17 protein-coding genes, 1 tRNA gene and 1 pseudogene are annotated in these 21,547 nt (G+C 63.3%); 9 read left to right on the forward strand and 10 right to left on the reverse strand.

Annotated features, from left to right (window positions below; genetic code table 11):
• Positions 1 to 251: 251 nt before the first annotated feature.
• Positions 252 to 1,682: an aldehyde dehydrogenase family protein gene (locus tag FHR22_RS16930; RefSeq protein ID WP_166944873.1), complete on the reverse strand. Its 1,431-nt coding sequence runs from the start codon at positions 1,680 to 1,682 to the stop codon at positions 252 to 254.
• 138 nt (positions 1,683 to 1,820) lie between these two features.
• Between FHR22_RS16930 and FHR22_RS16935 the strand changes: the two genes are divergently transcribed.
• The 4 genes from FHR22_RS16935 (at position 1,821) to FHR22_RS16950 (ending at position 5,790) form a co-directional block, all read left to right on the forward strand.
• The gene (locus FHR22_RS16935; RefSeq protein WP_341786679.1) at positions 1,821 to 2,744 is read left to right on the forward strand and encodes a dihydrodipicolinate synthase family protein; all 924 of its coding nucleotides are present in this window, start codon (positions 1,821 to 1,823) and stop codon (positions 2,742 to 2,744) included.
• Between the two features lie 8 nt (positions 2,745 to 2,752).
• Positions 2,753 to 3,748: a 4-hydroxyproline epimerase gene (locus FHR22_RS16940; protein ID WP_166944875.1), complete on the forward strand. Its 996-nt coding sequence runs from the start codon at positions 2,753 to 2,755 to the stop codon at positions 3,746 to 3,748.
• Positions 3,749 to 3,779: 31 nt separating this feature from the next.
• The gene (locus FHR22_RS16945) at positions 3,780 to 5,057 is read left to right on the forward strand and encodes an NAD(P)/FAD-dependent oxidoreductase (protein WP_166944876.1); all 1,278 of its coding nucleotides are present in this window, start codon (positions 3,780 to 3,782) and stop codon (positions 5,055 to 5,057) included.
• A gap of 70 nt (positions 5,058 to 5,127) precedes the next feature.
• On the forward strand, positions 5,128 to 5,790 hold the full coding sequence (locus tag FHR22_RS16950; protein ID WP_166944877.1) for a GntR family transcriptional regulator: 663 nt from the start codon (positions 5,128 to 5,130) through the stop codon (positions 5,788 to 5,790).
• A gap of 30 nt (positions 5,791 to 5,820) precedes the next feature.
• Here FHR22_RS16950 and FHR22_RS16955 read toward each other — a convergent pair whose 3' ends face one another.
• Positions 5,821 to 6,855, reverse strand: coding sequence for an Ldh family oxidoreductase (locus FHR22_RS16955; protein WP_208417770.1), 1,035 nt, complete (start codon positions 6,853 to 6,855; stop codon positions 5,821 to 5,823).
• 372 nt (positions 6,856 to 7,227) lie between these two features.
• On the opposite strand from FHR22_RS16955, the gene FHR22_RS16960 reads away from it, so the two are divergent.
• Together FHR22_RS16960 and FHR22_RS16965 are read left to right on the forward strand one after the other, a co-directional pair.
• Positions 7,228 to 8,649, forward strand: coding sequence for an amino acid permease (locus tag FHR22_RS16960; RefSeq protein WP_166944878.1), 1,422 nt, complete (start codon positions 7,228 to 7,230; stop codon positions 8,647 to 8,649).
• 52 nt (positions 8,650 to 8,701) lie between these two features.
• Positions 8,702 to 8,776 (forward strand) — tRNA-Glu (locus FHR22_RS16965).
• A gap of 795 nt (positions 8,777 to 9,571) precedes the next feature.
• On the opposite strand, the gene FHR22_RS16970 is transcribed toward FHR22_RS16965, so the two are convergent.
• The 6 genes from FHR22_RS16970 to FHR22_RS16995 form a co-directional block, all read right to left on the reverse strand.
• Positions 9,572 to 10,321, reverse strand: coding sequence for a class I SAM-dependent methyltransferase (locus tag FHR22_RS16970; RefSeq protein WP_166944879.1), 750 nt, complete (start codon positions 10,319 to 10,321; stop codon positions 9,572 to 9,574).
• A 42-nt stretch (positions 10,322 to 10,363) separates the two neighbouring features.
• Positions 10,364 to 10,882 carry a D-glycero-alpha-D-manno-heptose-1,7-bisphosphate 7-phosphatase gene (locus FHR22_RS16975; RefSeq protein ID WP_166944880.1) on the reverse strand — a complete coding sequence of 173 codons (519 nt, stop codon included), beginning with the start codon at positions 10,880 to 10,882 and terminating at the stop codon, positions 10,364 to 10,366.
• Complete coding sequence (locus tag FHR22_RS16980) at positions 10,879 to 11,358, reverse strand: adenylyltransferase/cytidyltransferase family protein (protein ID WP_166944881.1); 480 nt, start codon at positions 11,356 to 11,358, stop codon at positions 10,879 to 10,881. Before FHR22_RS16980 ends, FHR22_RS16975 begins: the two co-directional genes overlap by 4 nt.
• The gene (gene rfaE1 / locus FHR22_RS16985; RefSeq protein WP_166944882.1) at positions 11,355 to 12,314 is read right to left on the reverse strand and encodes a D-glycero-beta-D-manno-heptose-7-phosphate kinase; all 960 of its coding nucleotides are present in this window, start codon (positions 12,312 to 12,314) and stop codon (positions 11,355 to 11,357) included. Before rfaE1 ends, FHR22_RS16980 begins: the two co-directional genes overlap by 4 nt.
• Complete coding sequence (locus tag FHR22_RS16990; protein WP_166944883.1) at positions 12,307 to 12,894, reverse strand: D-sedoheptulose-7-phosphate isomerase; 588 nt, start codon at positions 12,892 to 12,894, stop codon at positions 12,307 to 12,309. The genes rfaE1 and FHR22_RS16990 overlap by 8 nt, the downstream gene beginning before the upstream one ends.
• Before the next feature lie 440 nt (positions 12,895 to 13,334).
• The gene (locus tag FHR22_RS16995) at positions 13,335 to 14,510 is read right to left on the reverse strand and encodes a glycosyltransferase family 9 protein (protein ID WP_166944884.1); all 1,176 of its coding nucleotides are present in this window, start codon (positions 14,508 to 14,510) and stop codon (positions 13,335 to 13,337) included.
• A gap of 536 nt (positions 14,511 to 15,046) precedes the next feature.
• On the opposite strand from FHR22_RS16995, the gene FHR22_RS22705 reads away from it, so the two are divergent.
• From FHR22_RS22705 to FHR22_RS17010, 3 genes and pseudogenes are all read left to right on the forward strand, one after another.
• Positions 15,047 to 16,822 carry a glycosyltransferase family 9 protein gene (locus tag FHR22_RS22705; protein WP_166944885.1) on the forward strand — a complete coding sequence of 592 codons (1,776 nt, stop codon included), beginning with the start codon at positions 15,047 to 15,049 and terminating at the stop codon, positions 16,820 to 16,822.
• A 45-nt stretch (positions 16,823 to 16,867) separates the two neighbouring features.
• Positions 16,868 to 17,017, forward strand: a pseudogene (locus FHR22_RS17005) (hypothetical protein); the annotation flags it as partial.
• 187 nt (positions 17,018 to 17,204) lie between these two features.
• Positions 17,205 to 17,855: a response regulator transcription factor gene (locus tag FHR22_RS17010; protein ID WP_341786685.1), complete on the forward strand. Its 651-nt coding sequence runs from the start codon at positions 17,205 to 17,207 to the stop codon at positions 17,853 to 17,855.
• Between the two features lie 242 nt (positions 17,856 to 18,097).
• Here the strand turns inward: FHR22_RS17010 and FHR22_RS17015 are convergent, their stop codons facing one another.
• Together FHR22_RS17015 and FHR22_RS17020 are read right to left on the reverse strand one after the other, a co-directional pair.
• The gene (locus FHR22_RS17015) at positions 18,098 to 19,147 is read right to left on the reverse strand and encodes an ACP S-malonyltransferase (RefSeq protein WP_166944886.1); all 1,050 of its coding nucleotides are present in this window, start codon (positions 19,145 to 19,147) and stop codon (positions 18,098 to 18,100) included.
• Positions 19,144 to 21,327, reverse strand: a complete 2,184-nt coding sequence (locus tag FHR22_RS17020; protein ID WP_341786687.1) for a dehydrogenase E1 component subunit alpha/beta — start codon at positions 21,325 to 21,327, stop codon at positions 19,144 to 19,146. Before FHR22_RS17020 ends, FHR22_RS17015 begins: the two co-directional genes overlap by 4 nt.
• Between the last annotated feature and the right edge of the window lie 220 nt (positions 21,328 to 21,547).

Here is a 21,547-nt window from a genome sequence, read left to right on the forward strand (position 1 = left end):
CCTCTGGTCGTCGGCGCGGCTTGGCTTGGCGAAACCGGCTGCCGCTGTCCGTCGTTTTCAATTCTTGGTCACGGTTCCGCATGGAGGTCCGCCTTTCTAAAATGGGTGAGCGATCAAGCCCGAAGCAACGCAATAATGCTCGGCCAGAGGGCGAGGAAATCTGCGCGTAGGGCGAGCGCGAAGGCCCGTCCGCAGCGCCTGCGAAATCGCAATAATGCGCGGATAAGCGCGCCGAGCGGCCATTGGCCAGGTCAATCGCCGACATAGACAGTCTTCATCTGCGTGTAGAAATCGACCGCGGCGAAGCCCTGTTCGCGCGGGCCATAGCTCGACCCGCGGGTACCGCCGAACGGCACATGATAATCGACCCCCGCGGTCGGCAGATTGACCATCACCATGCCGGCGCGGATGTTGCGGCGGAAGTGGCGTGCGCGCGGCAGGCTGGTCGTGACGATGCCCGCCGACAAGCCGAATTCACCCTGGTTGGCGACCGCCAGCGCCTCGTCATAATCTTTCACCCGGATCGTCGAGACGAGCGGGCCGAACACCTCCTCGCTGTTGATCCGCATGCCGGGCGCGGTGTCGGCGATGAGCGCGGGGCGCATATAATAGCCTGGCGTGTCGAGGCGCAGCGCCTCTCCGCCCGTTACCAGCCGCCCGCCTTCGGCCACCGCGATGCCGGCGTAGCGCAGATTCTGTTCGAGCTGGCGCGCGTTCGATGCCGGTCCGACTTCGGTCGCCGGATCGAGCGCGGCGCCGACCCGCAGCGTTGCAGCCCGCTCGGCGAGCGCGGCGACGAAACGGTCGTGGACGGCATCCTCGACGATCACCCGGCTCGACGCGGTGCAGCGCTGGCCGGTCTGGAAGAAACCCCCGTCGAGCGCGATCGCCACGGCGCGGTCGAGGTCGGCGTCGGCGAGCACGACCAGCGGGTTCTTGCCGCCCATTTCAAGCTGCACGCGCGTCCCGCGTCCCACCGCCGCCTGCGCGACCTTGGCCCCGACCGCCTGCGAACCGGTGAAGGATATCGCATCGATATCACCATGTTCGGCGATCGCCGCGCCAACCTCGCCATGACCGAGCACGAGATTGAAGACACCCGCCGGCGCTCCGCATTCCTGGATGATCGTCGCCAGCGCATGGGCGACGGCCGGCGTGTGCTGCGCCGGTTTCAGCACCACCGTGTTGCCGAAGGCCAGCGCAGGCGCCGCCTTCCATGCCGGGATTGCGATGGGGAAGTTCCACGGCGTGATCAGCCCGACCACGCCGACCGCCTCGCGCCAGACCTCGACGTCGAGCCCCGGCCGCGTCGATTCGAGCGTGCGGCCATGGCGGCGCAGCGCCTCGCCCGCAAAATATTTGAAGATACGCGCGGCGCGCATGACCTCACCCGTAGCCTCGGCGCGCGTCTTGCCCTCCTCGCGCGCCAGCAATTCCCCGATTTCGGCCGCGCGCGCCATGAGCGCCGCGCCGACCCGGTCGAGCAGATCGGACCGCACCTCGGGCGAGGCCGACGACCAGCCGCCAAAGGCCCGCCGCGCCGCCGCGACCGCGGCATCGACCTCGTCCCTGCCGCCCAGCGGATAATGCGCGACGACCTCGTCGGTGTTCGACGGGTTGATGCTCGCGGACGACGTGTCTCCCGCGATCCATTTGCCGTCGATCAGATGCGCTAGCTTCATGAAAATCTGCCTTTCTTGATAAGATTGGCTGGCCAGGCGCTTTTTTCCGCCTTCGACGCCGAACCGCGCGAGCCCGAGAATCCGGATTGGCAAGCCTTAAATTATATAGTATACGATACGCATATGACAGGAGGTACAGTGACAAATCAAGACCATTTGTGGCGCGGCGTTTATCCGGCCGCGACGACGCAATTTTCCGCCGACGGTTCGATCGATATCGACGCGACGCAGCGCGTGCTGACCGCGCTCGTCGATGACGGCGTCACCGGGCTCATCCTGCTCGGCACCTGCGGCGAGAATAATTCGCTCGATCCCGACGAAAAGCTCGCGGTGCTGCGCGCCGGGGTCGAGGCCGTCGGCGGACGCGTTCCGCTCGTCACCGGGGTTTCGGAATTCACCACGCACCGTGCCGTCGCCTATGCAAAGGAGGCCGAGAAAATCGGCCTCGACGCCTTGATGGTGCTTCCGGCGATGGTCTATGTTCCGACGAGCCATGAACTCGCCACCCATTTCCGCACGGTTGCCGAGGCGACCGCGCTGCCGGTCATGCTCTACAACAATCCGCCCGCTTACCGGGTCAACGTCGATTTCGCGACGCTCGATGCGTTGCGCGATGTCGAAACGATCGTGGCGATCAAGGAAAGCGCGCCCGATCCGCGCCGCTTTACCGACGTCATCAATCGTTATGGTGACCGTTACACGGTGATGGCCGGGCTCGACGACATCGCCCTCGAAGGGCTGATGCTCGGCGCTTCGGGATGGGTATCGGGGCTGACGAGCGCCTTCCCGCAGGAATCGGTGGCGCTGATCGCCGCGGTCGACCGCGGCGACTGGGACGAAGCGCGGCGCATCTATCGCTGGTTCATGCCGCTGCTCCACCTCGATGCCGATCATGATCTGGTCCAGTCGATCAAGCTGGCCGAAGAGATCATGGGCCGGGGATCCGAACGTGTGCGCCCGCCGCGCCTGCCGCTCACCGGCGAACGCCGCGCCGCGGTCATTGCCATGGTCGAAGAGGCCGCGCGCACCCGCCCGACCCTCTCCTCGCCCGTCGCAGCCTGAGGATCCGGATGCGGCACAGCTTCTTCTGCATCGACGGCCATACCGCGGGGAACCCCGTGCGGCTGGTCGCGGGCGGCGCGCCGCTGCTGCGCGGCGCGTCGATGGCGCAGCGCCGGCTCGACTTCCTCGCCCGGTTCGACTGGATCCGGACCGGGCTGTGTTTCGAGCCGCGCGGGCATGACATGATGTCGGGCGGCTTCCTTTACCCGCCGTGCGGCGATGCCGACGCCGCCATCCTGTTCATTGAAACGAGCGGCTGCCTTCCGATGTGCGGACACGGCACGATCGGCATGATCACCTTCGGGCTCGAGAACGGCCTGATCACCCCACGCGAGCCCGGACGGCTGGTCGTCGAAGTGCCCGCGGGGACGATCGACATTACCTATCAGACCGAAGGCGACCGGGTGCGATCGGTCCGCATCCGCAACGTCCCCGCCTATGTCGCCGAGCATGGAATAAAGGTCGACGTGCCGGGTTTCGGCCCGCTGACAATCGACGTCGCTTATGGCGGCAATTATTACGCGATCGTCGAACCGCAGGGCGCCTACACCGGCCTCGACGACCTTGGCGCCGCGCGGATCATCGAACTCAGCCGCACAATTCGCGCGATGATCCGCGAGATCTACGAGCCCGTCCACCCGGTGGAGTCCAGCATCCGCGGCGTCACCCACCTGCTGTGGGCCGACAAGCCGCGGGGCGACGGCGCCGATGGCCGCAACGCCGTCTTCTATGGCGAGCGCGCGATCGATCGCAGCCCGTGCGGTACCGGCACCTCGGCGCGGCTCGCGCATCTCGTCGCGACCGGGCGCTTGGCCGTCGGCGACCGGTTCGTCCACGAAAGCTATATCGGCAGCCGCTTCACCGGCCGCGTCGAAGCCACGGCCAAGATCGGCGGCATCGACGGCATCATCCCCTCGATCGAGGGATCGGCGATCGCGACGGGCATCAACACCATCTGGATCGACCGGGAGGACCCGTTCTGGGCCGGCTTCAGCGTCACCTGAGCGCCAGATCAAGCCCAGGATCGAGCGCAGGATGAGGCCGACACCCGCTTCCATTCCGGCTCGCGCCCCGGTTCCGGCCCGCGTGATCGTGATCGGCAACGGCGTCATCGGCCTCGCCAGTGCGCTCGCGCTCCAGCGGCGCGGCGTTGCGACGACGCTCGTCGCGCCCGACGAGGCGTGGCGCGGAGCGTCATGGGGTAATGCCGGACATATCGCGGTCGAGCAGGTCGAACCGCTCGCCTCGCCCGCCGCGCTGCGCAGCGTGCCCGGCCGGCTGTTCTTTCGGGGCGGCGCCGTGGCTTTGCCGCCGCGCGCCATCGCCACTTGGCTGCCCTTCGCGCTGAAGCTTGCGCGCGCGAGCACCCCGGCGCGCTTCGCTCATGGCAAGGCCGCACTCGGCGCCATTCTGGCCGAGGCTATGCCGGCGTGGCGGCGGCTGCTCGCCGACGCCGGGAGCCCCGGCTTGCTCTGCGAGGACGGACATGTCGTCGTGTGGGAAACCGCCGCCACCGCCGCCGCCGGTCTCGCCCGGTGGCGTGCGGCCGATATCGGCACCACGCGGTTCGAGCCGGTGCCGCCAGCCGAGCTCGACGCATGGCAGCGCCGCTCGCGCGTGCCGCTCGCCGGGGCGATCCGCTTCCGGGGGAGCGGGCAGATCACCGACCCCGCGGCGCTGGGCGAGGCGCTCCATGCGCGTTTCCACGCGCTCGGCGGACGCTTGCGCCGCGCACGCGCCGTTGGCCTCACCGGTCATGCGGACGCACGGGTGACGCTCGACGATGGCACGGAACTGACCGCCGACCTCGCGCTCGTGGCGGCGGGCGCAGCCTCGGCGCCGCTGCTCGCGCCGCTCGGCTTCCGGGTGCCGCTGATCGCCGAGCGCGGCTATCATATCGAAAGCGCCGAGACCGATTGGCCGGTCGACGCGCCGCCGATGGTGTTCGAGGATCGCTCGATGATTGTCACCCGCTTCGCCCACAGCCTGCGCGCCGCGAGCTTCGTCGAGTTCGCACGCGCGGGCGATCCGCCCGACCGCCGCAAATGGGCGCGGCTCCGCGCGCATGTCGACGCGCTCGGGCTGAGCATGGGCGCACCGGTCGGCGAATGGATCGGCGCGCGCCCGACCCTGTCCGACTATCTTCCCGCGATCGGCCGGGTCGCGGCGCAGCCCGCGGTCGCCTACGCCTTCGGCCACCAGCATCTCGGGTTGACGCTCGCGGCGGCGACCGGCGAAGCCGTCGCCGCGCTCGTCCATGGCGAAAGCACGCCCATCGACCTGTCGCCTTTCGATCTGGCGCGCTTCACATGAGTTGCGCTCGGCCTTCGCGTGCGGCAGAGACGCAGATCATCTCATGCTGCGGGCCAGAGAAGCAAAACCCATGACCCATCTCATCGTCCGCAATCTTGCCGACCAGCTCGTCGACCTCGTCCGCGATCGGATATTGAACGGCACGATCCCGCCCGACCAACCCATCCGCCAGGACACGCTTGCCGCCGAACTGGGCATCAGCAAGATTCCGCTGCGCGAGGCGCTGACCCGGCTGGAACAGGAAGGGCTGGTGCGCAGCCAGGCCAACCGCGGCTATTTCGTCCGCGCGCTGAGCGCGATCGAGGCCGAGGAAGTCTATGCACTGCGCGTCAAGCTTGAGCCGGAGATGGTCGCGTTGGCCGCCGCACGCGCGACGGACGCCGAACGGCAGCATGCGATCGCTGTCCATGATGAACTCGACAAAATCACCGATGCGCATGGCGAGGATGTCGGCCGGTTCAACCGCGCCTTCCATCTCGCGCTGATCCAGCCGTCGGGGCAATCGATCACGACGCATCTGCTCGAACGGCTGCACGTGCTCGGCGAGCGCTATGTGCGCAAGCATCTTGAGCCGCTCGGCCGCGACCAGCGCGCCAATGAAGAGCATCAGACGATTCTGCGGCACTGGCTCAATCGCGACGGCGACGCGGTCTCCGCGGCCATACAAGCGCATATCCAGACCACGATCGACGATTTGCGGCGGCAGTTTTCCGCCGATCGCGACGACGCCTGAGCGCGACACGCCGCACGCATGCGTCGCCCGTCAGGCGTCTTCCTCTTCGAGCAGCGCCATGATGTCGCGATGCAATGCTGCCGGCACGCGCACGCCCTCCGCCACGCTGAGCTTGCGGTTTGCGTGCCGCCGTGCGCCTGGCAACCGGGCTCCCTGCGCGGCGAGCGCGTCGAATAATGTTTCGGCGCGGGCGAGATGCCCGGCGGCCGCCGCACCCAGAAATCCCGCGGGGTCGATCGCCACGATCAACTCGCCGCCATAGGGTGAGGCGCCCGCACCGGCGTCCCACGCGATCGACTCGGCGCTCGTCAGGTCGCCGATCAGCGGGCCGGCGATCAGTTCGACCATCGTCGACAGCGCCGAACCCTTATATCCGCCCCAGGTCAGCATCGCCCCGTCGAGCGCCGCCTGCGCGTCGGTGGTCGGATGCCCGTCGGCATCTATTCCCCAGCCAGCCGGGATCGGATTGCCCGCGCGGCGGTGGAGTTCGATCTCGCCGCGCGCCGCCGCGCTGGTCGCGAAATCGAATACGAACGGCGATGCGTCCGGGCGCGGCCAGCCGAAAGCGATCGGATTGGTCCCGAACAGCGGCCGACTGCCTCCCGCAGGCGCAACCCAAGCGTGGCTCGGCGTCGTCGCGAGCGCGACAAGTCCGTGCTCGACCAGCATTTCGACTTCCGGCCACAGCGCCGCGAAATGGATGCAGCGATTGACCGCAAGCGCAGCAATGCCGTTCGTCCGGGCGCTGTCGACGAGCGCCGACAGGGCGCGCTCGATCGCAAGTTGCGCGAAGCCGCCGCCAGCATCGGCCCTGACCAGCCCCGGCGCCGGTCGGGTGATCACCGGTTCGACCGCCGGATCGACTTTCCCCGACTTCAGCGTGTTCACCGCGACGAGCAGCCGGTAGACACCGTGGCTCGCGCACCCATCGCGCTCGCCGGCAACGATCGTCCGCGCCACCGCATCGACGTGATCGCCGCGCAGCCCGTGCCGCGTCAGCACCCGGCGCGCCAGAAGATCGACCTCGTCCAGCGCCATCGTCACCATGTCATTTTCCATCGTCATTGCCCTTGTTCTTTTGCGATCATATTCTTCGCGGACCCGGCCGGGATCACTGCTGACGGCCGGGAGTTTCCGTTCCTTTCATCGTCACCCCGGACTTGATCCGGGGCCCCCATGACCTCGAAACCGCTCACGCCCTTAACGAAAAGCGCGGGCCCGGGATGACGAACTGTAGAAACCAAGGCCCGCTTCCCATCCCTATGCCGACATTATTTCTTCGGATTTGCAATCGACATAACCACCCTATTTTTGAACTTGCGCCATTTCGTATACTGTTTACAAGTTTGATGGAAGCTGAGTTCTGCGTCCATTTTCGGACCGCAGCCGATCGCGCTGTCCATGTGAGGACAGCCGAAATCGGAGGAGAGGACGAATATGACAGGGGGATGGCTGGGCCCGCGCAAGCCGATGGGCGGCGCGCAAGATGAAACGCACGGGCTGCGCAAGACGTTGAGTTGGCCGCATCTGATCGCGCTCGGCGTGGGGGCGATCGTCGGCACCGGCATCTACACGCTGACCGGGGTGGGCGCCGACCGCGCCGGCCCGGCGGTCATCTTGGCCTTCGCAATCGCCGGCGCGGTCTGCGCCTGCGCCGCGCTCGCCTATGCCGAGATGGCGACGCTGATCCCGACCGCGGGGGGTGCCTATGCCTATACCTATTCGGTGCTGGGCGAGACGCTGGCGTGGATCGTCGGGTGGAGCCTGATCCTCGAATATTCGCTCGCCTGCTCGACCGTTGCGGTCGGATGGTCGGCCTATCTGGTCGGCTGGATTCAGTCCCTCGGCGTTGAATTACCTGCCTTGTTGCTCGCCGGACCGCACGCCGGCGGTATCGTCAACCTGCCTGCCGTGCTCGTCTCGCTGGGCGTCGCGGGCATGCTCATCGCCGGGACGCGCGAAAGCGCGACGTTCAATATCATCCTCGTCGCGATCAAGCTGACCGCGCTCACCGCTTTCGTCGTGCTGGCCATGCCCTTCTTCGACGCCGACAAATTCACGCCATTCATGCCTTATGGCTTCGGCAGCCATGTCGAGGGCGGGGCCACGCGCGGCGTCATGGCAGCCGCGGCGATCGTCTTCTTCGCCTTCTACGGCTTCGATGCCGTCGCGACCTCCGCCGAAGAAGCAAAGAATCCGGGACGCGACCTCACCATCGGCATCCTCGGCTCGATGGCGGTCTGCACGCTCATCTATATGCTCGTGGCGGTCTCCGCGATCGGTTCGGTCTCCTATCTCGATATCGGCGCATCGGGCGAGCCGCTCGCCTTCGTGCTGCGCACGCTCGGCCATCCGGGTGCCGCCTGGGCGATCGGCCTCGCCGCCCTCATCGCGCTGCCGTCGGTGATTCTCGTCATGATGTACGGGCAGAGCCGGATCTTCTTCGTCATGGCCCGTGACGGGCTGCTGCCGCGCTTCCTCAGCGCCGTCTCACCGCGCACCGGCGCGCCGACGACGATCACCCTCGTCACCGGCGTTTTCGTGGCGGTTGTCGCCGGCTTCTTCCGGCTCGACGAGATCGCCGAACTCGCCAATGCCGGCACACTGATCGCCTTCATCGCGGTTGCCGTGTGCATGATGGTCTTGCGCCGCCGCCAGCCCGAATTGCCGCGGGTGTTCCGCTGCCCGCAGCCCTTCGTCGTCGGCACGCTGGCGGTACTCGGCTGCCTTTACCTGCTCGCCAGCCTGCCGACCCATACCTTGACCCGCTTCGCGATGTGGAATGCGATCGGCGTTCTATTCTATTTTGCCTACGGCCGCGCCCGCAGCGTCGTGGCACGCGCGCAGGCAACGCGATAGCTTTGCCTTGCCTGCGTCGCAGAAGCAGGATAGAGGCGGCCGCGGCTAGCATGGCCCCTTCGTCTAGCGGTCAGGACGCGGCCCTCTCACGGCTGAAACACGGGTTCGATTCCCGTAGGGGTCACCAGCTAATCAATGACCTAGTACAGCCCTGAGGCCTTTCTTCCAACATCCATCAAACGAATGCCTGAGAAAGCGGGCGGAAGGCTACGGACTCCAGGGGACGGTACTTTAGTGTCAGCGGATACCCAGATGTGGCTTTCAAGCAATCGCAACCGGTTGCCATCAGTGCGACGGGGGCGGCCGTCGACGCCGAGGCTGTAGTGCTCCTCGAAACGCTCGACACGCTCGACACGCTGACCACTGTCCGAATCGCAACGGGCCGCTTTTCTCGCGCGCTAGGGCGGAGTCGTAGCGCGCTTTCCCGACTCGAAATACCGATTCGCGAGAAGCACGAGATAGTTGTGGCTTAGGCTACGTACTCAATTGGCTTGCGGATGCTGGCCTGTAGAGATTCAATGTTTGTGCTGAAGCGGAGGCGTTGATGGTCAAGTCGCTGACATGGTCGAGCGATGCGAAGTGGGCGCAGATCGACCCTTTTCTGCCGAGCGGACGCTGCGGCGCGCGCCGAGTAGATGACCGGCGGGTGATCTTGGGCATTGTGCACATGCTGTGGATGGTGCGCGTTGGCGCGACCGCCCGCCCGAGCAGGCACCTTAGACGACGATCTAGAACCGCTGACCGGCTACAGCGGAGCTTGGGGAGCGATGACGATCGATTCCAACTGCATCCGAGTGGTGTCGATTCACATCGTTGATTTTCTTCAGTTCGTTGCAAAACCGCAGAATCAGCGACTTCGGGCACCGTCAACGACAACCCGCTGATACCACCCGACTTAATTTCGGATCAGACTCTCAGAAAACTATTTGAAGGTGAAGTTTCCAAGGTATAAATCTGCGTGGCTGCGATTGCAGGGCATATCCAATGGCGTTGGGAATATCGATTGAGACGCAACGAATTGATCCATGTCCTTGCGTAGCAAAGTCAATTCGATGACATTTGGTAGGCATATGCCGCCAACTATGCCAACGCCACCATAGTTATTTCCATGAACGTGGATTACGCGATGGGAGTTTGTGAGGTTGACGATAGCCTGCCGTGCCCCGTCGTCTTCCGGATTACCAAGACGGCGGATATCATGAAGTTCAAGTACGATTTGCGAGAATTTCGATAGAATAGATTTTGGAGTATGTCGCAAGGTCTCCCACTCTGCACACTCAATGTCACATTTCAGAATAAGATTGTTCGAATCTTGATGACCGTTGGCTTTAATCAAGTCGCCAATGCTGCGCATATTGTCCGATGAGAACGCAGCGATACCAAGCTGCTCCCAATGAAAGCGAGAATTCTCAATAGGAAGGTTGTCGATCGTATGGTCGTATTGGAAAATGTCTACGTCACGTAGCGCCATATCCAGATCCCACGACACATCGTCATTGATGCCGAAGGAATAGGCCGCCTCGACGCCTTCGAATGCATCAGCCATAACGTATCCACCATCAAAAGGGCGGCCTACCCTGATCTTCCGTGCATTTAACGCGTCATAAGGTTGCAAAAGGGACAAGACGGATTTTAATACATGGGCAGCGTCAATCGAGTACTCGAGATTCATGTCTAAATCCTCTGTTGGATCGCAATATTAATTGATACGTGTTCAGATTTCTTGCTTCTTTGACAAGCCTTGGCGCGCTGGCTGCAGTTCGGCTACGATATCGACGATCGTCCTATGAGCTGTAACCAGTTCGATTCGCCCCACTTTCGCTGCCCGCCCAGCGTCGGCATCCGACGGCTTATCGCCTATCAATATCGAACTAGCGAGATCGATTCCATGCTCGTGCGCGGCCTGCAGAATCATTCCTGGCTGGGGCTTACGGCAGGCGCAACCGGCGTTGGGATGATGCGGGCAGTGATAAATGGCGGCAAGCGGGATGCCCTCGGCGGCGAATAGCCCCCGCATATGCACTTCCAACAAGTCATAGTCCGCCTGCGAAAAATAGCCGCGGCCGATGCCTGACTGATTGGTGACGATGATCAGCTCGTAGCCTCGGTCCGCGGCCGCGCGCAAAGCATCCAGGACGCCGTCGATCAAATCGAAATCGCGGGCTTGAAAGACATAGCCATGGTCCACGTTCAGCACGCCGTCGCGATCGAGGAATAGGGCGGCACGGTTCATGGCTGGCTCGCACGGATTTTCGCCAGCAGCGCCGTCGTCGAATAGCCGTCACGAAAGGGAATCGCGCGAGCATCACCTCCATAAGAGCGCAGGAAACGCGTTTCATCCAGCATTTCCATGTCATAGTCCCCACCCTTTACAAAAAGGTCTGGCCGGACGTCGCTCAGCAGCACCAATGGCGTGCGTTCGTCGAAGAAGGTTACCAAGCTGACAGACTCCAACGCAGCCAGCATGGTTGCGCGGTCGGCTTGCGGGTTGATCGGACGATCCGTGCCTTTGCCTAGCATGCGCGCCGAAACGTCACTGTTTACGGCGACGATCAGCGATCCGCCCAGTTCCCGAGCAGCTTCGAGATACTCAACATGCCCAGGGTGCAGGATATCGAATACGCCATTGGTGAACACCAGGTCGCGGGGCAACGATGCCAGCCGAGATGCGAGCTCATTTCGCGGAACGATCTTGCCGGCGATCGTCACGTCGCGGACGTCTGTTGCAAGAATCGCTCTACCTCATCGAACTCCACTACAGATGTCCCGAGCTTTCCTACCGCGACACCCCCGGCCGCATTGGCAAAGGTCACCGCGCTTTCCCAAGCAACTCCGGTTCCGCGCATGACGGCCAACGCCGCGATTACGGTGTCGCCCGCACCCGATACGTCGAATACTTCCTGTGCCCGCGTTTGCTGGTGGAAGATGCCATCTGGGGCGTATAATTTCATGCCCTGTTCGCTCATCGTCACGACAAGTACCTCAAGGCCTAACTTCGCCCTTAACTGCTCTGCCTTCGTATCAAGTTCTTCCGGCGTGGACCAGATGCCAACGGTATCGGCCAACTCGCTCAGGTTTGGCGTGACCGTTGTCGCCCCGGCATACCGCCTATAATCACGCCCTTTTGGGTCGACCAGAACTGGCTTGCCGAGCTTTCGAGCCAAGGCAATTAGGTCCGCGACATGTGCCAACGCACCTTTTCCATAGTCGGAAAGAACGACGACATCCGTCCCGGCGAGGAGTTCCGTATATTCCGCCTGCTTTGCCAGCAGTACGTCGGATGACGGCGGTTCCTCAAAATCCACCCGCAACATTTGTTGGTGTTGACCGATCACGCGCAACTTCAGCGTGGTGCGTATGATGGAATCGACACTGAGGTGGTGGCGCACCCCAGACTCATCCAGAGCTCGGCGCAGGCGATCTGCGGTCGCGTCGGCACCGACCACCGCCAGCAACGTTGCCCGGGCGCCAAGCGAAACGACATTGCGCGCGACATTCGCCGCACCGCCCGGTCGCTCTTCACAGCGCGAAACATGCACGATTGGCACCGGCGCCTCCGGCGAAATCCGCCGAACGTCGCCGAACCAATACTCGTCCAGCATCACATCGCCGACGACTAAGACATTGAGACTCGCGATCCTGTCGCGTAGGTTTGCGCTAGGCATAAGCCTCCGCGGGGCGGAATGCCTCATCCAGATAGGCGCACAACGAATGATATATCAACAGATGAGCGGTCTGGATCCGGTCTGTCTCAGCGAGCGGGACGATGATGGATAAGTCGCTCAATACCGCCAGCTTGCCTCCGTCGCGCCCAAGCAGGCCGAAGGTGGTCGCACCGATCGCATGCGCGGCCTCGAAAGCACGCACCACATTCGACGAATTGCCGGAAGTCGAAATTCCCCAGACGATATCTCCCGGTCGGGCGAGCGCTTCGACCTGCCGACTGAACACCGTCTCATAAGAGTAATCGTTACTCCAAGCGGTGAGGATTGAACTGTCCGTTGAAAGCGCGATGGCAGCGAGACCCGGGCGTTCTACCTTGTAACGTCCGACCAACTCTGCCGCGATATGCTGAGCGTCCGCAGCCGAGCCGCCATTCCCCATTATCAGGAACTTTCCGCCATTGCGCAGCACTTCCGCGAGTTGTTGTGCTACCGGATCTATGCTCAAAACGAAGTCCGGTGTCAGCGCGTCAAGCAACGCCGCCAAGGTTCCGCTAATCTCAGTGCCGATTGAAAACGTCATTTGTTTCCCAATATCCTGCCAATGCCGCCAGCTATCGCCACCCCCGCGACGGCAAGGGGTGTCGCAACCGGACGCTGTTTCGAATGGATCACATCACAAACTTCTGAAAGTGGCCGAGGTGCGTTTGATGCGTAAAGCAAGTCCTTGTTTCGATCAGGAAGATTCCGGCCAGGAAGACGCTCGTTGGCCCCTTCATTCGACGCGATAGATGGCCGTCACTTCCCATCCGGTGCCCGCGCGTAAGCAGCCTCTGGCGACAACACCGCCGAATCCCCAAGCTGGATAAGAAGCGCAAAGGCAACCGATCGCCATAGCTCGTGACAAAATAACTGCTTTTTCATGATTTTCAACAAACTGGATTGAGCAAATCTCTGTAGATGCTCTTTAAGATAGACGCCGCGCTATGGCGCAACTGCAAACGCAGATCAAGCTTGGGGCGGCTAACGAAAAGGGTTTTTGTTTTCGTGTATGTTCACGCCGCCGAGCAGACGGCATGCCTGCTTGAAGGCGCGATCAACGTCGATCTCGGACATGCAACGCTGGCTGTGCGGGCAGTCTTCCTTGACGTTGATGTGGCAATAGGAACACGGTGTTCTAGAGTGCACGATCGCCACGTCAGACCCCACGGGTTGCCAAACGCGGGGATCGCTCACTCCGCCGTAAACGCAAAGCGTCGGCACACCCAACAATGCCGCCAGATGGGTGCCCCCCGTATCATTACCGATATAGAGAGAAGCACCAGCGACAAGATTGGGCAAATCGGGCAGAGACGTGCCGGCAAGATTCACGCACGTTTCCGGAGTGAACGTCTCACAGAAAAGCGCAGCGCTCTCGCGCTCCGTCGCCGAGCCGACCGCCACTATGGCGAAATCGTAGCTCGCAACGATGCGCTTGGCGAGCGCGACGAAATTCTGCAGCGGCCATGTCCGGTTTACCGATCGGGCGCATGGCGCGATCACCATATAGCGGCGACCTTCAAACGGCCTGCCAGCCCATGTGCTGTCGACCAAGCGGGAAATTTGTCTCATCGGCCGCGTCACGAACGTGTCGACCATAAGCGCGACCAGCATGTTCACGCGGGTCGCCGCGTGAAGCTGCTCCGGGCCGTCAGGCGGAATTTCGGCCAGAGCCAAGTCGAGTATGGGTGCATCTGGCGGACGATCCCCCGCTTTGGCGTAGCCCACCCGGAATGTGGCACTCACATATGTCAAACATGGTCGGGTGTCGAAATCATGCCTTAAATCGATCGCGACATCATAGGAACTCAGTCCAAGTTCCGCGACCCCTGCACAACGGGGATCGAATTCGCTACCGTATATGGTCTCGTTTTTCTTCTCGAATCCTTCGTCGAAGAACCGGTATTTCAAGACGTCGTCGAATATCCCAAGGGCTTGCGCGAGATCGTAATTCGTCGGATCGCATATCAGTGTGATATGGGCCTGCGGCCATGACGCCCGCAACCGACACAGCGCCTCCACCGAGACGAAAAAATCCCCGATATGGTCCAGCTTGACGACGAGAATCCTGCGGATGACTATATTCTCGCTCAAGACTCGGGCTGGAAGTGCGACATTTCCTGCGACCGGAACCGAAGGCTTGCGGGCGATCTCGGCCAACCGCCTCCGCTCCATCCGCTTGTGACGAAGAGTTTTGGGGACGAAAAGAATATAGAAAATTCGGTTTAGTTTACGCAACATTTGCCGTTCTCGTATTTTGACTTCCGTGAAACGTCTCTACCGCTCGGCACGGCACGGCGTGCGTCCGCGATGCGGCTGGGCAGGGGTGGCCATTCCGGTCGATTTCTTCCATAATGAACTCGCCGGCGCCCGAAGCATTAACAGCAGACACGGCAAGCATGCCGCCGAACCGACGCTTTTCCCATGGAGCCCCATTTCATCAAAGTCGCCAAGCGTCAAACATTCCTGACGGCTCATTCTCTTCTGCCTTCGCACCCACGCCGACCGCCACGGGGGTTGCCAGCATCCATGCTTGGCCTCTAAGCAACCATGATCGAAGAAATATACCGGCTGAAAAAGGGGCTCATGACAGCCTCGTTAATCGAAAATCACATTAGTATATTGAAAACTCCCAACGGGGAGGTAAGCGGAGCCGCGTATCCGCTTCGCGATATCCAGCACAACAGGAATTGACGGTGAGAGTTAAAAGCTTCTTCAAAGGCATTTTTAATTTGGGGAAGTTTCGCGAAGAAACTTTGTCGGACAGAAGGCTTTTGCACGATTTTATTCGCAAGTACGAAGCAAAATCATCGGTGGACCCTGCTTACGAACCGCGCGAGCCCGAGGACGAGGTACATGAGCGTTCTTTCGCGAATGATTTCGTTTATATAGAGCCGACCCTTGTCCCGCGCAGCGTCAAGAGTCTGACGGTCAGACACGAGCCCTCGGCCAACATCACGAAGATCGGCCGACATGGAAGAACGAAATATGGAGATGGCAGAACTGTTTCCGGCATCGACGTTGTCCGAGGTTTTTTCATCTCAACTGCCCCGATTCTGGAAGTCGAGATCTATTTGGATTCGCAGCTGATCTTTGCGGGTCCGCCGCAGGTATCGGCCTTATGGAACGAGCGAAGCAGCCGTGATATCAAGAAATACGCGTTTAACGCTTGGCTGGATTTCACGAATCAGATGCGCGGCAAGCGCGAGTTGGTCATCCGGATCAAGCCGCTGGATGGCAAAGTGATCGAAGGGGTGACTTGGATCAGCACGACCATCATCGTCGCCGATCCGATTCCGGAAAAGCAATGCCGGAACAGCGATGCGGCGATCCCCTCGCTGCCTAGCGCACCGGATTTGACGCTGGATCAGCGCATCAACGCACTGCCTACGTCGGTTCATAAAGCGTCCTCCAATTCCATTCCGATAGCAGCCGAGCGGATTCTGGTGTTGCGGATCGATCAGCTTGGCGATCTTGCTGTGTCGGTTCCGGCTCTGCGCCGGCTGCGAGAGATCGTACCAAACGCACATATCACAGCGCTGCTCGGCCCAGCCAATGCGGACCTGGGTCGGACTTTAGCTCTGTTCGACGACGTCATTGTCTTCGACATACCAGACGACCCGCAACAGCGGCGGCGCGCGGCGGGCCCCGAAATGCAGATCGAGCTCGCACGCCTGCTTCATGGTCGCAAATTTGACGTCGCGATCAATCTGGCGATACACGGCGAGGTAAACAATCTGCTACACCTCTCCGGCGCACCCGTAACGGTCGGTTTCGCCAGCGGAAACACAGACTGGATGACGCTGAGCCTCAGCGCCGCCACGCACGATGCCAAGAGTGGCGCGGACTTGATGCGTCATTCAGCACGCACGCGCACGCTCGTCGAAGCGTTCGGCGCCTTGTTGGATAGCGGCGCGGCTCCGCTGCGCCGGACGGATCTGGATCGGAACGTGTTGAATGCCCGCGGCATCGGGAACAATGACGAATTCGCGGTGCTGCATACCGGCGCCCGGATCCAGTTCACCCGATGGCACGGCTATCTCGAGCTCGCCGAAAAGCTGTTGACCGAGACAGACCTGAAGATCGTCATCATGTCGGACAAACCGGACGAAGCGATATCCGCCTTCGCCGAAAAACATTCAGACCGTGTAGTCGCGGTCGCCGGCAAGATCCCGTTCGACCATTTCGATGCATTCCTTTCCTATTGCAAGGTGTTCGTTGGCAACGATTCCGGCCCGAAACATTTTGCAGCCTTACGTGGCACGCAGGTGGTATCGATTCATTCCGCTCGAATCGGCTGGGAGGAATGGGGGCAGGAGATCAGCGGTGTCGTCCTGAGCCGGAAGGTACCGTGTGCCGGCTGCTATCTGCACTATGAGCCCACCGAATGCGCCAAGGACGTTGCCTGCATCAAATATATTCAGGTCGATGAGGTGCTACGCGAGGTCAAGAACTGCCTGATCGTAACCTAGGTTGCACTTAACATTCACTGACAACATTACGACAAGGAGCTCTATCGCCAACGCTACAAGATCGAGAACGTCTTCGGCAGGATCAAGAACTGGCGACGCGTCGCGAACCGCTATGCCCGATGCGCACGCAACCCTGCTGCTTCAGGTGGAGTCACCATCGCCTTGTCTGGCCTAATCGTGCCGGGCGACACGTAAAGCGGCGCAAGGACAATCAAGGCGGCAGCGGCCCCAGGACTGCCCGCGGAACACCCAAGGCATTGATAGCCGCATCGGTATAGCTGATCCTCGGCTGCGAGGCGTAGGTCGTCGATCGAGCCGGTCCGGTGTCAAATCCGACCGGATCGCGCTGGGCTTGGCGCGCCCCGCGCGGCAGCACGGCGGGGTGAGTGACCTGGGGGGCCATATCCATCTCGTCTTGCCGGACCCGACCGAGCGCGCGGCCTGTTTTCGTGCGCTGGCGGTGGGCGGCGGCAGGATCGTGCGCAGCTTTGCGAACGCCGACGCGTGGCTGGAGGCCGAAGCCGAGCGGGAAAGCGGCATCCTGTTGTTTCACTGGCGGCAGCCCGGTGCGACGAGCGGCGCGGCGTTGCTCGACCGCGTCGCCGGACGCGCGGGCACGACGATCTTCGTCGCCGCCGATCATCTGGCGATCGAGGAAACGCGCGCGGTCTTGCGCGGCGGGGCGCGCGACCTGCTCCCCGCGCCGCTCGACCCGCGCCTCGTTCGCCGCGCCATCGAGCGATCGCTGGGCGACTGGCATCTGCGGCAGGACGCGCTCAGCCGCCACCGCGAAGCCGAGACGCGGCTGGCCGCGCTGACCCCGCGCGAGCGCGACATCGTCGGGGCGATCGCCGCCGGGCTCGGCAACAAGGCGATCGCGCGCCGGCTGGACCTTAGCCCGCGCACCGTCGAGGTTCACCGCGCCAACATCATGCGGCGCGTGCAGGCGGGCAGCGTCGCCGAGTTGCTACGGCTGCAGTTCACCGCCGAATCGGCCGGCCCGGCGGAGAATAGCGTCCATTTCGGGGCATAGAGTTCACGGGCCAGCGGCCGAATGCGCCGCCGCACCGCTATAAGAATATCGAACGGCGTACCGCCCTTGTGTTGGTCCCCATCGGCGCAGCCGTTCGCCCGCGTCCGCCAACCCCACCTGGCGCGCGCAAACGAGCAGGGTCGGCGAGGGCCGACCCTGCTTCGCTGGGGAGGTTGGCTCTGTTTAAATCGTCATCCCGGCGAAGCCAAAGGGACAGCGCCCTGGTCAAAAATGATCGCGCTTTAGCCCGCGACGACCAGCGCGCGCTGGTCGGCGCGGCCCATCGACAGCAGCACCGGATCGGCCGCCTGCCGCGCCGCGAAATCCGCCTTGCTGGTAAGTCCCTGCCATTCGATGCCGATCAACGCCTGGGCGATCGCGCCGCCGAGCGTCTCGCCCGGGCCGGGCAGGATGATGGCGTCGGGGGCGAATTCCTTCACCGCGACCTGCACCGACAGCGCGAAATCATAGGGGGCGAGGATCTGGTGACCGAAGGTGTAATCCCACACGTCGGCGGGATCGCTCGCGAAGCGGCGCCAGATATGGCCGCGGCCATCGACCATCGGCAACGCGGGGGGGCCGAACAACACGGCGGGCAGTTCGGCCTTCGCCTTGTCCGCGCTGCCGAACATCAGCGGCGTGTGGAACGGGCCGTGCCCCGCGAGACGCAAGGGGTCGCGCCCGGGAGTCGGCGGCGCTTCGGCGAGCAGCGCGGCAAGGCCTTCCTCATTGCCGGCGAAGACGAGCATGCCGGCCAGATCGATCGACAGCGCGAGGGCATGGCCGGGGCGCGATCCGATATCGGCGGCGAGGCCGAGTAATTTTTCGCGCAGGCCCGGCATCGGCCGCCAGTCGTCGCCGACGATCTGGAGCAAGATCTGGCCGCCGGGACCGTGCGTCTGGCTGTTGAGCCCCATCGCATTGCTGATCCGGAACCCGTCCTCGACCGACACCGCGCCGCCGCACGCGAGCGCGCTGTACCAGCCCATCGAATTGCCCGCCACGGCGGCAATATCGAATGCCTCGCGGTCGATGCTCAGGAAGTCGAGGATCGTCGCGGTGTAGATCAGCGGCGCCGCAACGTCGCCGCGCATATGGGTAGCGACACTGAAGCGGTCGGCGCCGTCGAGTTCGGTGACGGTCGGCTGGCCCCGCTCGCGGCGCTGGGCGTCGAAATTCGCGATCAACTCGCCGAAGCGCGCGCCGTGCAGCCGCGCGATGCTGCCAAGCTCGCCCTTGCCGTAGGTGCCGCGGCCGGGCGCGACGACCAGCGCGGTCTTGCGCGCGCTCATGCGAGAAGCTCCTTCGCCGCCTCTACGATCGAATCACGGCTCGGCAAGGTCAACGTCGCGGCGCGCCCCAATGGAATGAAGCTGTCGTCGGCGGCGATGCGGGCGAGCTTCTTACCGGGCGTGCGCTCGACGAACAGCGCCATCAGCGCCTCGCTCTGCGATCCGGTGATGCGGCATTCGTCGACGATCAGGATGCGTTTCGCATCCCCCACCGCAGCGACGAGCTTCTCCGCCTCGACCGGGCCGAGCCAGCGCAGATCGATCACGCGCGCATTCACGCCGTCCTTCGCGAGCAGCTTTTCGGCTTGCCGCGAGAGATAGGTGCCATTGCCATAGGTGACGATCGCCAGGTCGCTGCCCGCCCCATGTACCCCGACGTCGCCGAGGCGGATCGGCGCGCCTTCGCCCGGCGCCTCATAGATGCTGGTCCACAGCCCGTCGCCCTCTTCATGGAGGTCGCGCGTCATGTAGAGCGCGATCGGTTCGACGAAGACGACGACGCGCTGTTCCTCGCGCGCCAGCCGCACGCATTCGCGGAGCATCTGCACCGCATCGCGGCCGTTCGACGGCACCGCGAGGATAACGCCCGGAATATCGCGGAAGACGGCAAGGCTGTTGTCGTTGTGGAAATGGCCGCCGAAGCCCTTTTGATAACCGAGCCCCGCGATGCGGATGACCATCGGATTGGTATATTGCCCGTCGGAGAAGAAGCTCAATGTCGCCGCTTCGCCGCGAATCTGGTCCTCGGCATTATGGACATAGGCGAGGAACTGGATCTCGGGCATCGGAATAAAGCCGTTGTGCGCCATGCCGATCGCGAGGCCGAGGATCGCCTGTTCGTCGAGCAAGGTGTTGACGACGCGCGCCGAGCCGAAGCGCTGATGCAGCTTCGCGGTGACGTTATAGACGCCGCCCTTCGGCCCGACATCCTCGCCCATGACGGCGATTTCCGGGTAAGCGAGCATCAGGTCGGCGAGCGCCCAGGAGAGCAGTCGCGCCATATGCTGCGGCTTGTCCATCTGCCCCGCGTCGCTGCCGAACATCGCCTTGCGATCCTCGGCCGACGGCGTGTTGGGCCGCGCCACCTCGTGCTTCGGCGGCACGAGGCTGGCCATCACATGCGCCGGGGTGGTGATCTTGGGGCGCTGGATCGCCGCCTCGGCCTGCCGCGCCAGCGTCGAACCGATCTCCTCATAGGCGTCGGCGACCTCGGCGGGCGACATCCAGCCCTGCTCCACCATCAGCGCCGCACCCTTCAGCAGCGGATCGCGCCGCTCGTCGGATTCGATCAGCGCCTTGGGGAGGTAAGCGCCCTGCACATCCGAACCGGCGTGGCCGTAGAGGCGGACCGTCGCCATGTGGAGGAAGACGGGCTTGCGGGTCCGGCGCGCATAATCGGCCGCTTCGCGTGCGCCGGCATAGGCCGAGGCAAGGTCGGTGCCGTCGCACTGGATATAGTGCAGCCCCGCGCGATGGCGGAACTGCGCCTCGACCCAGCCCGTCGGGGTGCGCGTCGAAATGCCGATGCCATTATCCTCGCAGAGGAAAATGAGCGGCATCGGCGAGCCCTGGAACGCCGTCCAGCCCGCGGTGTTGAATGCGCCCTGTGCGGTCGAATGATTCGCCGAGGCATCGCCGAAGCTCGTCAGCACGACCGCATCGTCGGGCAGCGGCAGCCCGGTCATGCCCTGCCGCCGCGCGATGCCGATCGAGAAGGCGGCGCCGACCGCTTTCGGCAGATGCGAGGCGATCGTCGAGGTTTGCGGCGGAATGCTGAGCGGTTTCGACCCGATCACCTTGTGCCGCCCGCCCGAGATCGGGTCGTCGCTCGACGCCGCAAAGCTCAGCAGCATGTCCCACGTCGGCGTGCCGCCGGGAAGCTGGCGCGCGCGGTGGAGCTGGAAAGCGTTCGAGCGATAATGGAGAAACGCCATGTCGGTGACGCGCAGCGCCGCGGCGACCGCGGCATTGCCTTCATGCCCCGACGATCCGATCGTATAGAAACCCTCGCCGCGCGCCTGCAGATGGCGCGACAGCCGGTCCATCTGGCGGCTGGTCAGCTGCGACAGGAAGATATCGGTCGCGTCGCCGCGCGAGAGGCCCGCCGCCGCCGGATCGGGCGCGTCGGCCCGGCCGGGCAGGGCGCCGCCCGCCAGCGCGGCCAGGAATTTCTCATGCACTGCCTGCGCCGCGTCCAATGTTACTCTCCCACAAAAGATGCTGATAACGTCGTCTGAAGTCCGAAGCGTGATCTCGCTTTCATCGTCACCCCGGACTTGATCCGGGGTCCCGCTTTTCACCGTCGCCCAGCGGGACCCGCGATCAGGTCCGGGGTGACGAGCGAGTTAATGGCGCCTTAGCAATCAAACACTTCTCCACCCAACACACGGAGCGTTGCAC

The organism is Sphingopyxis panaciterrae (assembly GCF_011762125.1).
Taxonomy (GTDB): domain Bacteria; phylum Pseudomonadota; class Alphaproteobacteria; order Sphingomonadales; family Sphingomonadaceae; genus Sphingopyxis; species Sphingopyxis panaciterrae.